This is a genomic window from Microbacterium sp. NPDC089188 (assembly GCF_040685155.1).
Lineage (GTDB): Bacteria > Actinomycetota > Actinomycetes > Actinomycetales > Microbacteriaceae > Microbacterium > Microbacterium galbum.
Genome location: NZ_JBFBHH010000001.1, coordinates 811,822 through 824,637, shown reverse-complemented (window position 1 = coordinate 824,637; position 12,816 = coordinate 811,822). Strand labels below are relative to the sequence as shown.

12 protein-coding genes are annotated in these 12,816 nt (G+C 70.1%); 6 read left to right on the top strand and 6 right to left on the bottom strand.

The features are described 5' to 3' along the window. Positions 1-134: 134 nt before the first annotated feature. Positions 135-1,409, bottom strand: a complete 1,275-nt coding sequence (locus AB0N80_RS03785) for an extracellular solute-binding protein (RefSeq protein WP_315993847.1) — start codon at positions 1,407-1,409, stop codon at positions 135-137. Between the two features lie 403 nt (positions 1,410-1,812). Here AB0N80_RS03785 and purS point away from each other — a divergent pair, with 403 nt between their 5' ends. The 6 genes from purS (at position 1,813) to AB0N80_RS03755 (ending at position 6,492) form a co-directional block, all read left to right on the top strand. After that, positions 1,813-2,064 carry a phosphoribosylformylglycinamidine synthase subunit PurS gene (gene purS / locus AB0N80_RS03780; protein ID WP_076673305.1) on the top strand — a complete coding sequence of 84 codons (252 nt, stop codon included), beginning with the start codon at positions 1,813-1,815 and terminating at the stop codon, positions 2,062-2,064. Next, a complete protein-coding gene (gene purQ, locus AB0N80_RS03775; RefSeq protein WP_315993848.1) occupies positions 2,061-2,768 on the top strand; it encodes a phosphoribosylformylglycinamidine synthase subunit PurQ in 708 nt (235 codons plus the stop codon). The genes purS and purQ overlap by 4 nt, the downstream gene beginning before the upstream one ends. Positions 2,769-2,780: 12 nt before the next feature. Beyond that, entirely contained in the window at positions 2,781-3,494 is a 714-nt protein-coding gene (locus AB0N80_RS03770; protein WP_363387641.1) for a GntR family transcriptional regulator, read from the top strand. Between the two features lie 102 nt (positions 3,495-3,596). Beyond that, positions 3,597-4,091: an ureidoglycolate lyase gene (locus AB0N80_RS03765; RefSeq protein ID WP_363577647.1), complete on the top strand. Its 495-nt coding sequence runs from the start codon at positions 3,597-3,599 to the stop codon at positions 4,089-4,091. Between the two features lie 2 nt (positions 4,092-4,093). Further along, positions 4,094-5,566, top strand: a complete 1,473-nt coding sequence (locus AB0N80_RS03760) for an FAD-dependent oxidoreductase (protein ID WP_363577645.1) — start codon at positions 4,094-4,096, stop codon at positions 5,564-5,566. Continuing rightward, positions 5,563-6,492 carry a 2-hydroxyacid dehydrogenase gene (locus tag AB0N80_RS03755; protein WP_315993852.1) on the top strand — a complete coding sequence of 310 codons (930 nt, stop codon included), beginning with the start codon at positions 5,563-5,565 and terminating at the stop codon, positions 6,490-6,492. The genes AB0N80_RS03760 and AB0N80_RS03755 overlap by 4 nt, the downstream gene beginning before the upstream one ends. Before the next feature lie 159 nt (positions 6,493-6,651). Here AB0N80_RS03755 and AB0N80_RS03750 read toward each other — a convergent pair whose 3' ends face one another. From AB0N80_RS03750 to AB0N80_RS03730, 5 genes are all read right to left on the bottom strand, one after another. Next, positions 6,652-7,863, bottom strand: coding sequence for an ROK family transcriptional regulator (locus AB0N80_RS03750; RefSeq protein WP_315993853.1), 1,212 nt, complete (start codon positions 7,861-7,863; stop codon positions 6,652-6,654). Positions 7,864-7,986: 123 nt separating this feature from the next. After that, a complete protein-coding gene (gene mmsB, locus AB0N80_RS03745; RefSeq protein ID WP_315993854.1) occupies positions 7,987-9,207 on the bottom strand; it encodes a multiple monosaccharide ABC transporter permease in 1,221 nt (406 codons plus the stop codon). A 5-nt stretch (positions 9,208-9,212) separates the two neighbouring features. Next, positions 9,213-10,742, bottom strand: coding sequence for a multiple monosaccharide ABC transporter ATP-binding protein (mmsA, locus tag AB0N80_RS03740; RefSeq protein WP_315993855.1), 1,530 nt, complete (start codon positions 10,740-10,742; stop codon positions 9,213-9,215). 117 nt (positions 10,743-10,859) lie between these two features. Further along, entirely contained in the window at positions 10,860-11,978 is a 1,119-nt protein-coding gene (gene chvE, locus AB0N80_RS03735) for a multiple monosaccharide ABC transporter substrate-binding protein (protein ID WP_315993856.1), read from the bottom strand. A 234-nt stretch (positions 11,979-12,212) separates the two neighbouring features. Next, on the bottom strand, positions 12,213-12,782 hold the full coding sequence (locus AB0N80_RS03730; protein ID WP_315993857.1) for an NTP transferase domain-containing protein: 570 nt from the start codon (positions 12,780-12,782) through the stop codon (positions 12,213-12,215). Positions 12,783-12,816: the final 34 nt, after the last annotated feature.

Here is a 12,816-nt window from a genome sequence, read left to right as displayed (position 1 = left end):
CCGTTGCGCGAGGGGCCGGAAGCCATCGCCCGCGACGATGCGGGAGCGACGGGTCTCGACCCCTCACGCGAGAAGGGGACGGGCGACGGATGCCAGGGGCGCGAGCCCGCGGCCCCTGGCATCCGATCGCGGGGTCAGGACAGGGCGTCGACCTCGGTCGCCCACTGCTTCCACGAGTCGGCGGCGCTCTGCGTTCCGTCCTCGACGCGGGTCAGGGCCTTCTGCATCGCGTCGTTGATCTGGAAGTAGAACTGGCCCTTGAAGGGAGAGACCTTCACGGCCTGCGCGCGCTCGGAGAGCATCTCGCCGACCGGAGCGTCGTTGAAGTACGCGTTGACGCTGCCGGTGAGGGCGTCGGCCTTCAGCGCGTCGGTCTGGCTCGGGAACGTGCCGGCGTTCTCGAACGCCTTCACCTGGGTCTCGGGGTCGGTCAGCCAGTCGGCGAGCTCCTGCGCGGCTTCGACGTTCTTGCCGTTGCCGGGGACGGTCAGGTACGAACCGCCCCAGTTGCCCGCGCCGCCGGGGAAGACGTTCGCGATGTCCCAGCCCTTCACCTCGGGGGCGTTGCCCTCGATCACGCCGAGCATCCAGCCAGGGCAGAGCATCGTGGCGAACGCGCCGTTCGACAGGCCCGCGAACCAGTCGTCGGACCACTGACCGAGGTGGGCGGACTGCGTGGCGCTGGCGGCGAGCACCTGGTCGTAGATCTTCTTGACCTCGGGGTTGCTCGTGGCGGTGATCGACCCGTCATCCGGGTTCTCGTACGCGGCCTCGACCTGGTTGATCGCGCCCTGGTACGTGCCGCCGGCGGAGTCGAAGAAGGCCTTGCCCGTGGCGGCGACGTACGTGTCGCCCGCCGCGAAGTAGGTCGACCAGTCGCCCTCGAGCATCGCGGCGACCTCGGCGCGGTCGGTGGGCAGCCCCGCCGCGGCGAACAGGTCGGAGCGGTAGCAGACGCCCTCGGGACCGATGTCGGTTCCGTAGCCGACGAGCTTGCCGTCCGCGCTGGTGGCGGCCTCGACCTTGTAGTCGAGCCAACGGCTCTTGAGGTCGTCGGGAACGGGCGCGAGCAGGTCGGCGTACTCCATGACCTCGGGCAGCCAGTCGACCTCGATGGCCTCGATGTCGGCGAGGCCGGTCTTGCCGAGCTTCTGGAAGTAGTTCTCGCGGGCCTCGTTGCTGGTGGCGGCCTTGTTGTGCACGATCTTCACGTTCGGATGCGCGTCCATGTACTCCTGCAGGAGCGCGTCGGTGTAGCCGAAGTCGTTGAAGGTGGCGATGGTGAGGGTCACGTCGCCGTCTCCGCCCGAGGCGGAGCCCCCGGCGCCGGAGCAACCGGCGAGGACGAGGGCGGAGGTGGACGCGACCGCGGCGACGAGCGCGGTCCGGCGCAGGGCATGGGTGTTCACAGATCACTCCTTTGTGGTGGGTGTGAAGCGGTGTGAGCAGTCGCGCTGTGGGAGCGCTCTCACCGATCGGGTCGAGAGTATGGGATCGCTCCCACGGCGTCAAGGGAGCGCTCCCATACCGTTATCGGCCCGAGACCGGCGAGTGTTCGGGTCAGGAAAAGCCCGCCGTCGGGGGAAACCCCCGGGCGCGGCGTTCATCCCTGCTGCGAGCAGTCACACCCGGGGGTGGAGCGGCGCGACGCCCCCTCCCGCCGCGCTCCACCCGACGGCGGTCCGCGGGCCCGTGGCGCGCCCCACCCGCGCCCCACCACACCCCCACCACCGCAGCGCACCCCGCACCACGAGGCGTCGGCGCGCTCGCGTAAGATGACTTCCACAACGCCACCCGACTTCTGGAGCTGCAGTGCCCACCATCGTCGTCGACGTCATGCCCAAGGCCGAGCTTCTCGACCCGCAGGGGAAGGCCGTCGCCGGCGCCCTCTCGCGGCTCGGCGAGAACCGCTTCTCCGACGTCCGCATCGGCAAGCGTTTCGAGCTCACCGTCGAGGGCGAGGTCGACGAGGCCACGCTCGCCCGGGCCCGCGAGCTCGCCGACGAGATGCTCTCGAACGCCGTCATCGAAGACGTCGTCAACATCGAGGTCATCGAGCGGTGACCGCACGCATCGGGGTCATCACCTTCCCCGGCTCCCTCGACGACCGCGACGCGCAGCGCGCGATCCGCCTCGCCGGTGGCGAGCCCGTCGCGCTCTGGCACGGTGAGCACGACCTGAAGGGCGTCGACGCCCTCGTGCTGCCCGGCGGCTTCAGCTACGGCGACTACCTGCGCGCCGGCGCCATCGCCGCGTTCGCGCCGATCATGGCCGAGGTCAAAGACGCGGCAGCCAAGGGCATGCCCGTCCTGGGCATCTGCAACGGCTTCCAGATGCTGGTCGAGGCGCACCTGCTGCCCGGTGGCCTCATCCGCAACGCCCACCAGCAGTTCATCCGTCGCGACCAGCGCCTGCGCGTCGAGAACGCCTCGACGGCGTGGACCAGCGACTTCTCCGAGGGCGACGAGATCGTCATCCCGCTGAAGAACGCCGACGGCGGATACATCGCGGATGCCGAGACCCTGGCCCGCGTGAACGGGGAGGGCCTCGTCGCCTTCCGTTACGTCGGCGTCAACCCGAACGGCTCCCTCGACGACATCGCCGGCCTCACCAACGAGCGCGGCAACGTCGTGGGACTCATGCCCCACCCCGAGCACGCGGTCGAGCCCGGCTTCGGCCCGGGCACCGCCGCAGCGATGCGCTCGGGCGTCGACGGCCTCGGCTTCTTCACGTCGGCCATCGCCGCCGCGGTGAACGCCGCCGCCTGACCCGGCCCCGCCGTGACCGACAAGCGCGCCCCCGATCAGGACGCGCTGATCGATCGCATCCTGCACCTCTGGCGAGCGGATGCCGACACCCTGCCGTCCGAGCCGCGCCTGGCCGAGCTGACCGGCGCGAGTCGCAACTCGGTGCGCGAGGCGCTGATCCGCCTCGAGGAGCGCGGATACGTCCACCGCACGCAAGGGGCGCGCACCTCGCCGAACCGGCGCCTGCCGGGCGTCGGGCGCCGCATCGACCAGCAGTTCGATCATCTCCTGTCGATCCGTTCCGCCGGTTACGACGCGGCCCTCGACCTGGTGTCGTCCGAGCGCGTCATGCTGACTCCCGGCATCGATCGATTCGACGATCTCCCCGACGGCACGAGCGTGCTGCGCACGGTGAAGATGTGGCGCGTCGATGGGGAGCCGTACGCCCTCGCCGAGGACCTCGTGCCCATCACGCGCGAGGGGGAGCTCGACCCCCACAGCCCGGTCTTCGCTCTGGCGGAAGCCGCGAACGGCGTGCGCGTGGCATGGGAGACGCTGTGGATCGAGGCGAGCGGCCTGGATGCCGAACGCGCGGCCCTGCTGTCGTCGACACCCGCGACGCCGGTCATCGAGATGACCTACTGCGGGTACGGCGCCGACGACGCCATCGGCTACTGGTCGCGCGAGGTTCAGCTCCCCGCACCCCCGGGGCTGCGCAACGCGCTGATCCGGCGCGTGCGGGCGTGAGCGTTTCGGACGCGTAACAGCACGGTGAACTTGTCCGACAAGACGTTCAGCGCCTTGTTGGACAAGCGTAACGTCAGGGTCACCCGACGAAAGCGAGCCGTCATGACCGACACCCTGACCGTCCACCCCCTGCGATCCGAGGTCGTCTCCGCCGAGGCCTTCGAGCCCTTCGGCGTCGTACTGACCCCCCTGGAGGACGGCACTCCGTTCACCGCCGAGGAGGCCGTGCTCGACGTGTCGGGCGGCATCCCGCGCTTCTACCTCATGCACCTCGATGACAAGCCCGCCGAATTCGTGCGGGTGACCCGTCACCTCGAGACGACGCAGACGCTGATGGCCGTCGGCGACGTCGAGTGGACCCTTGCCGTCGCCGCCCCCGGCATCGACGAGCCCGCGCTCGGCGACCTGCGGGCCTTCCGCATCCCACCGCGCACCGCCGTCACGATGCGCAAGGGCACCTGGCACGCGGGCCCCTTCTTCGCCGACCCGAGCATGGACTTCGTCAACCTCGAGCTCGACGACACCAACGTCTCGGACCACCACAACCACCGTCTCGACGACGCCTACGGTGTGCGCGTCGTGATCGACGGGGAGTGAGGGTGCTCACCCCCCTCCCCGACGCCGCCGCACGCCTCGCGTCCCTCGAACGAGACGCCGCGCACCAGGCGGAGCTGAGCGCCGGGGACGGACGCTCGTGGGCCGGCACCCGCGACGGCGTGCGCCCGGTGGTCATCGTCGGCGCCGGTCAAGCCGGTCTGGTCCTCGCCCGGGGCCTGCGGCGCCGCGGCATCGACGACGTCGTCGTGATCGACGCAGCCCCCGCCGACGCGGCCGGCCCGTGGACCACCTACGCGCGCATGCACACGCTGCGCACCCCGAAGGACATCGCGTGGCCGACCTGGGGCACCCCCGCGGTGAGCCCGCGGGCGTGGTTCGAGGCCGTCTACGGCGACGCGGCCTGGGAGGCCATCGAGTACTTCCCGACGGTGGCGTGGCAGGGCTTCCTGCACTGGTACCGCGACGCCTCGGCCGTGACCACGGTCGCATCCACCCGTGTGCGCTCCCTCGTCGTAGGGGGCGCCGACGACCCCCTGACCCTGCACCTCGACGGGCCTGACGGAGAGTGGATGCTGCCCGCCCGGCACGTCGTGCTGGCCACGGGCATCGAGGGCGCGGGCGGTAAGCACCTTCCCCCTCTGCTCGACGGCCTGCCGGCCGATCGCGTCCATCACACGCACGACGACATCGACTTCTCCGCCCTCGCGGGCCTGCGCATCGGCATCCTCGGGGCCGGCACCGGGGCGTTCGACAACGCCGCCACCGCCCTCGAGCACGGGGCGGCGAGCGTCGACGTGCACATGCGCCGCCCGTCGATGCCGCAGGTGAGCCCGTACCGCTGGATGGAGTTCGCCGGACTCATCGAGAACTACGGCTCCTTCACCGACGCGCAGAAATGGGCGTTCAACGTGCACCTCTCCGCGGTCGACCAGCCCGCGACGCAGAACGCGCTGTGGCGGGCGCACGCGTTCGACACGTTCCGCTTCCTCACCTCCTCGCCGTGGGAGAGCGTGTCGTGGACGGGCCGCGACATCGCGGTGGCGACGCCGCACGGCATCCATCACTACGACGTCGTGCTCGCGGCGACGGGGATCGTGGCCGAGCTGGAACGGCGCCCCGAGCTGGCGGGCGTCGCCGCGGACGCCGTGCGGTGGAGCGATCGCCTGCCGCCCGCGCAGATCGCGCAGAACCCGGGGCTGGCGGCGTTCCCATACCTCGACGACGACTTCGGGCTCGTCAGCCGAAGTGCGCCCGGCCGTTCGGCGCTGTCGCGCATCCACATGTTCAATCACGGTGCGCGGATCAGCCAGGGCATGCTGAGTCATCAGATCCCCGGCCTCGTCGGCGGCGCCACGAAACTCGCCGCCGCCCTCTCGCGTCGCCTGTTCGAGCACGACTCCGACCGCCTGCTCACGGAGTACCTCGCCTACGACGTGCCGGTGGGCGTGCACATCGGCCGCCGCGCGCAAGACTCCTCCCCGCCGCGGGATCCGCGGGTAGCGTCGATCGGGTGACGACCTCCACCCCTCTTCTCGTGTCCGTGCCCACCCCCCAGCTGCGCGACGACCTGGGCGCACTGCCCGACGGCGTCGAGGTGGTCGTGTGGGACATGCAGGATGCCGCTCCCCGAGAACGCTTCGACATGGTGGTGCCGCCGTACATGTCGATGACCGGCGTGATCGAGCGTCTGCGCGAGATCGAGGTGGGGCTCGTGCAGAGCCAGTCGATCGGGTACGACAACGTCGAGGGACGACTGCCCGAGGGACTCGTCTTCGCTAATGCGGCGAGCGTGCACGAGACGGCGACCTCGGAGCTCGCCGTGGCCCTCACCCTCGCCGCTCGACGTCGACTGCCCGAGTTCGTGCGCGCCCAGGACCGCGGTGAGTGGACCGGCGGCGGGGCGCCCGGCCTCGCCGACGCCCGCGTCACCCTGCTGGGCTTCGGCGGGGTGGGCCGCGCGATCGCCGCGCGCCTGAAGCCCTTCGAGGTGCACCTGCGCGCCGTCGCCTCACACGGCCGGTTGCAGGACGACGTCGAGGTGTTCCCCCTCGGCAAGCTGGCCGAGGTTCTCGCCGACACCGACATCGTCATCGCCTCGCTCCCCGGCGGCGACTCCACGCGCCACATCCTCGACGACGCGGCACTCTCGGCCCTGCCCGACGGCGCGCTCGTCGTGAACGTCGGACGTGGACCGCTGGTCGACACGGACGCTCTGGTCGACCACGTGCGGCGCGGTCGCATCCGTGCGGCGCTCGACGTCACCGACCCCGAGCCGCTGCCCGAGGGCCACCCGTTGTGGAGCCTTCCGGGCGTGCTCATCGCCCCGCACGTGGGAGGGGCGACGGATGCCATGCGCCCGCGCATCGCGCGCCTGGTCCGCCGTCAGATCGAACGCCTCGCCGCGGGCGAGGAGCCGCTGAACGTCGTGCTCGGCGGCTGACGCCCCCGCCCCCTCACCCGTTGAGTGTCCAGGACACGCCGCCGCCGTCCGGCGGATGCGGCGCGTCCTGGACACTCGACGGGGATTCGCCGGGGCGCGGGCGCGGGGGGGACGGGGCGCGAGGCCGCGAGGCGACGGCGGGCCGCTGGACCACGGCGGTCAGCCGCGGAAGCCCGCCGGGTTCGACAGCAGGTCGGCGAAGGCGAGTTCCGCCGGGCCGATGAGCATGAGCCGCGACCGCAGGTGCGCACGCTCGAGCCGGATGGTGCGACCCTCGGCGCCGAGGGGATGCACGCGGACGGCGTCGGCGAGACGCTCACGGCTCACCGAGAGCAGCGCCCCGAGGTATCCGGAGAGCACCACGGTCTCGGGGGCGAAGGCGTTGACGAAGTTGGTCAGGGCGAGCGAGAGCATCTCGACCTGACGCGTGACCTCGGTCATCACGCGCGGGTTGCGGGCGACGCCGAGCTCCACGTCGAGTTCGTCTTCGTCGAGCTTGCGACGGCCCAGCAGCGGTTCGAGGATGTCGAGACTGACCTCGGCCTCGAGGCACCCTCGACGTCCGCACACGCACGCGCGACCCCGCGGGTCGACGACGGTGTGCCCGAGCTCCCCGGCATAGCCGGAGGTGCCGCGCAGCAGGGTGCCGTCGATGATGAGGCCGCCGCCGATGCTGTGCATGGCGCCACCGAGGTAGAGCAGGTTGCCGACGCCCACCCCGACCCCGAAACGCGACTCGGCCAGGGCGCCGATGCTGGCGTCGTTGCCCGCGGTCACCGGCATCCCGAGCTCGTCGCTCAGCCGAGCGGACACCGGATCGCGCCGCCAGCCGAGAGTGGGCGAGACGAGCACGGAGCCGTTGGCGTTGACGAGCCCGGGCACGGCGAGACCCGCCCCCACCACGCGGTAGTGCCGGTCGATGTCGGCGCGCATCGCCTCGACCGACGACGCGACGATCTGCACGAAGCGGCGGGGCGAGGGCGCCGAGGCCGTGTCGTGTCGGAGTCGGGCGTGGACCACTCCCCCGAGACCGACGAGCGCGACGGTGACCGCGTGGGGTTCGGCCCGCACACTGAGGGCGGCGACGTGGTCCTCCGGCTCGAGGTCGAGGGTCGGGCGCCCGACCTTGCCGGTGCGCTCCCCGCTCGGCGCCTCGCGCACGAGGCCGAGCTCGGTGAGCTCCATGATGAGCCCGGTGACGGTGGAGCGGTTCAGCCCCGTCATCGCCCCCAGCTGCGCGCGTGAGAGCGCTCCCCGAGAGTGGAGCAGCGCGAGCACCGACGCGAGGTTCTGCTGCCGGATCAGGTCGTTCGTCGTACGACCGGCCGGGGGCGCGAGCGGGGTCGCGGGCTCGAACACGGCAGGGGTCATGAGGGGAGCACCTCCCCCATCATCCCATCGGAGTCACACGGACGAGAAACGCAGCGGAGCACGCGGCGGGTGAAGCGGCGACGCGGATGGGGAGCGGGCCCCGGGGCCGCGCTCCCCATCCGGTCAGACACCGCCGTTGCGGCGCTTGTTGAAGATGTCGAAGGCGACCGCCAGGAGCAGCACGATGCCCTTGATGGCCATCTGCCAGGCGGCGTCCACGCTCAGGATCGACAGGCCCATGTTCAGCACGCCCATGACGAGGCCACCGACGACCGCGCCCACGACCGTTCCGATGCCGCCCTGCACGGCGGCGCCGCCGATGAACACCGCGGCGATGGCATCCAGTTCGTAGTTCTGACCGGCGGATGCCACGGCGCCACCGGCGCGAGCAGTGCTGACCACCGCGGCGAGACCCGCGAGCACGCCCATGTTCACGAAGATGAAGAAGTTGACCCACTTCGTCTTCACGCCGCTCATCACGGCGGCGAAGAGATTGCCGCCCATCGCGTAGATGTGGCGACCGAACGTGGTGCGGTTGAGCACGAACGTGTACGCCAGCACGAGCACGGCGAGGATGATCAGCACGATCGGGGTGCCGTTGTAGGCGGCGATCGTGAAGGCGACCGCCATGATCGCGACGACCGCGATGGCGTTCTTGAGCCAGAACGACCACGCGAGCTCGCGGGGCAGTTCGAGGCGGCGCAGTGTGGCCCGGGTGCGCAGCTGCTGGACGATCAGCAGCACGCACGCGATCGCGCCCAGCACGAGGGTCAGGGAGTCCCAGTTGCCGAGGTAGCCCAGGAACGGCGGCAGCCAGCCGGCGCCGATCGCGGTGAAGCCGTCGGGGAGGCCGCTGATCGTGCCACCGGTGAGGAGCACGAGCGTGAGGCCGCGGAAGAGCAGCATGCCGGCCAGGGTGACGATGAACGCCGGGATGCCGACGAAAGCGACCCAGAAGCCCTGCCACGCACCGACCACGGCACCGACGACGAGCGAGAGCAGTACGGCGACGAACCAGGGCAGACCCCATTGATTCATCGCGATCGCGGCGATGGCGCCGACCATCGCGACGACCGAACCGACCGACAGGTCGATGTGGCCGGCGATGATCACCATCACCATGCCGATCGCGAGGATCAGCACATAGGCGTTCTGCTGGATGAGGTTGTTGACGTTGCCCGGCATGAGCAGGCGCCCGCCCGTGAGCACCTGGAACAACACGATGATGATGACGAGAGCGGCGAGGATGCCGAACTGACGGAAGTTGATGCGCGACAGGATGCCGCGGCGGCGCGGACCCGGTTGCGTCGGCGCCTCGACCGTCTGGGTGGATGCGGTGGCCATTGCTGTCAGTTCCTTCCGGCGGTCATGTGCCGCATGAGGGTCTCCTGCGTCGCGTCGTCGCGGCTGACCTCGGCCGTGATGCGTCCCTCGGAGATGGTGTAGATGCGGTCGGAGAGGCCGATGACCTCGGGCAGCTCCGACGAGATGACGATGACGGCCTTGCCCTGGGCCGCGAGCTCGTTGATGATCCCGTAGATCTCGTACTTGGCCCCGACATCGATGCCGCGGGTGGGCTCGTCGAGGATCAGCACGTCGGGTCCGGTGAACATCCACTTCGACAGGACCACCTTCTGCTGGTTCCCGCCGGAGAGGCGCCCGGTGATCGCGGCGACGCTGGGCGCCTTGATGTTCATCTTGTAGCGGTAGGAGTCGGCGACCTTGTACTCGCGATAGCGGTCGACCACGCCCAGGCGGGCGAGGCGGGCCAGAGCGGATGCCGACACGTTGACCTGGATGTCGCCGATGAGGTTGAGACCGTACTTCTTGCGGTCCTCCGTCGCGTAGGCGATGCCGTGCTTGATCGCCGCGTCGACGGTGCGCACGTCGATCTGCTGACCGTTCTTGTAGACCTCGCCCGAGATGCCGGTGCCGTACATGCGACCGAAGATGCTCATCGCGAGTTCGGTGCGACCGGCGCCCATGAGACCGGCGAAGCCGACGATCTCGCCCGCGCGCACCATGAACGACGCGTCCTGGATGACGACGCGCTCGGTGTCGACGGGGTGGTGCACGGTCCAGTTCTCGACGCGGAACAGCTCTTCGCCGATGTCGGGTTCGCGCGGCGGGAACAGGCTGTTGAGGTCGCGGCCGACCATGGCGCGGATGATGCGCCCCTCGTCGGTGTCGGGGTCGGAGCGGTGCATCGTCTCGATGGTGCGGCCGTCGCGGATGATCGTGATGCGATCCGCGATGCGCAGCACCTCTTTGAGCTTGTGGCTGATGATGATGCACGTGATGCCCTGCGTGCGCAGCTGGTCGATGAGGTCGAGCAGGTGCGCCGAGTCGTCGTCGTTGAGGGCGGCGGTCGGCTCGTCGAGGATGAGGAGCTTGACCTCCTTGGCCAGTGCCTTCGCGATCTCCACCAGCTGCTGCTTGCCGACGCCGAGCTCGTAGATCTTGGTGGCCGGGTTCTCGCGGAGCCCCACGCGCTTGAGCAGGTCGGCGGCGGCGGTGTTGGTGGCGTTCCAATCGATGACGCCGCGCTTGGACTTCTCGTTGCCGAGGAAGATGTTCTCGGCGATCGAGAGGTAGGGGCTCAGCGCCAGCTCCTGGTGGATGATGACGATGCCGGCGGCCTCGCTGTCGTTGATCGAGCGGAACTCCATCCGCTCGCCCTCAAGGGTGATGGTGCCCTCGAAGGAGCCCGCCGGGTAGACGCCGCTGAGCACCTTCATCAGGGTCGACTTGCCGGCGCCGTTCTCGCCGCAGATCGCGTGGACCTCACCGCGGTACACGTCGATCGACACGTCGGCCAGGGCCGGCACGCCGTTGAACGACTTCGAGATCCCCGCCATGCGCAGGATCGGTTCGGTCATGGTGTGTTTCCTCCGTCAGCTCCCTCGCTGCGATGGCGAGGATCGAGCGGCGGAGCGGGCGAACCCGCCCCGCCGCGAGAGGGCCGGGGCGGGCGAGCCCGCCCCGGCCGATGGGGATCAGAGCCCGACGTCGGAGGCCTTCAGGAAGCCCGAGTCGATGAGCTTGGACTGCACGTCGTCCTTGACGACGACCTCGGGGGTCAGCAGGTAGGACGGGACGACCTTCTTGCCGTTGTCGTAGGTCTTGGTGTCGTTGACCTCGACCTCCTTGCCGTCCTTGATCTCCTGGATCATCGTGAAGACGCGGTCGCCGAGGGCACGGGTGTCCTTCCAGACCGTCATCGACTGCGTGCCGTCGAGGATCGCCTTGACGTTGGCCTTGTCGGCATCCTGACCCGTGATGATCGGGTACTCGGCGCCGGCGGTGTAGCCGGCCGACTTCAGCGACGCCTCGATGCCGATGGCGAGGCTGTCGTTGGGCGAGAGCACGACGTTGACCTTCTTGCCGTCGCCGTAGAACGACGAGAGACGGTTGTCCATCTCGGCCTGCGCCTTGTCGGACGCCCAGCCCTGAATGCCGATCGACGCCCATGCGTCGTCGTTGGCGGGCGACTTGCCGCTGGGGACCACCAGCTGGCCCTTCTCGACGTAGGGCTGGAGCACGTCCCAGGCACCGGCGAAGAAGAACTTGGCGTTGTTGTCGTCGGGGCTGCCGGCGAAGGGCTCGAGGTTGAACGGGCCCTTGCCGTCCTTCAGGCCCAGCTGCTCCTCGATGTACTGGCCCTGCAGGGTGCCGACCTTGTAGTTGTCGAAGGTGGCGTAGTAGTCGACGTTCTCGCTGCCGTTGATCAGGCGGTCGTAGGCGATGACGGTGGCATTCTGCGACTTGGCCTCTTCGAGGACCGGGCCGAGCGTCGAACCGTCGATGGCGGCGATGACGAGGATCTTCGCGCCACCCGAGATCTGGTTCTGGATCTGGCTGATCTGCTGGTCGGTCTTGTTGTCGGCGTACTGCAGGTCGACCGTGCACCCGGCATCCTGCAGCTTCTTCTGCAGCTGCTCGCCGTCGTTGATCCAGCGCTCGAGGCTGCGGGTCGGCATCGCGATGCCGACGTTGCAGTCGCCGCTCGCGCCGGCGGCGTCTCCGCCGCCCTCGGCGGGGCGCGTCGAGCTGCAGGCTCCGAGGCCCACCGCGAGCGCGGCGATGGCCGCACCGGTCAGGATTTTCTTCAGCATGTGATCTGCGTTCCTCTCTGAACAGCAGGGACCGTGTGGTCCGTACCCGCGCCCTCCCCGGCGTCGGATCGGGTACGTCATCGTCCCGGCACTCTGGTCCGTCGAATTATGACGGCTCCGAAAAAATATCCACCGCGGGGGGTTTTGTCTATAGGCACGTCAAAATTGCCCACGCCGTGATCAGACCGTGACCGAACGTGCCGGATCCCCGGAAAGACGCGGCCGAGACAGTCCTCAGCGGGTGTCGCGGTCGGCGCCCGACCACAGATCGCCGCACTCGATGAGCGACGCGCCCTGCGCGACGAGGTACGGCCGCGCACCCACGTCGCCCCGGGCGGCGTCCGCGACGGCGGCCCAATGCGATCGGCCGAGCAGCACGGGGTGACCCGGGGCCCCGGCGTACGCCGCTTGCGCGAGCGCGTCCCGATCCGCGTGCCGGAGCATGCGCGCCACCGCCGCGGGCGGCATCCCCGGGGTGTCGACGGGGACGACGACAGCGGCGATCCCCGCCCCGGATCCCAGCGCGCCGAGGCCGGCCCGCAGGGAGGCCGCCATCCCCGACTCCCAGTCGGCCACGGTCACGATCGTCGCGACAGGAGGAACGAGAGCGACGGCCTCCTCAGCCCCGGCTCCCAGCGCGACCGTGACGTCGCGGCATCCGCCCTCCGTCAGCGCGCGGACGGCGAGGGCGATCCACGGCGTTCCCGCGGGGGTGCGCGCGAGAGCCTTGGGACCGCCGAAACGACGACCCGCGCCCGCGGCCAGCACGAGCCCCGAGACGGCGACGGGAGGCGCGGCGGGCATGGTCACGACAGCGTAGCGTGCGCGAAACACGCCC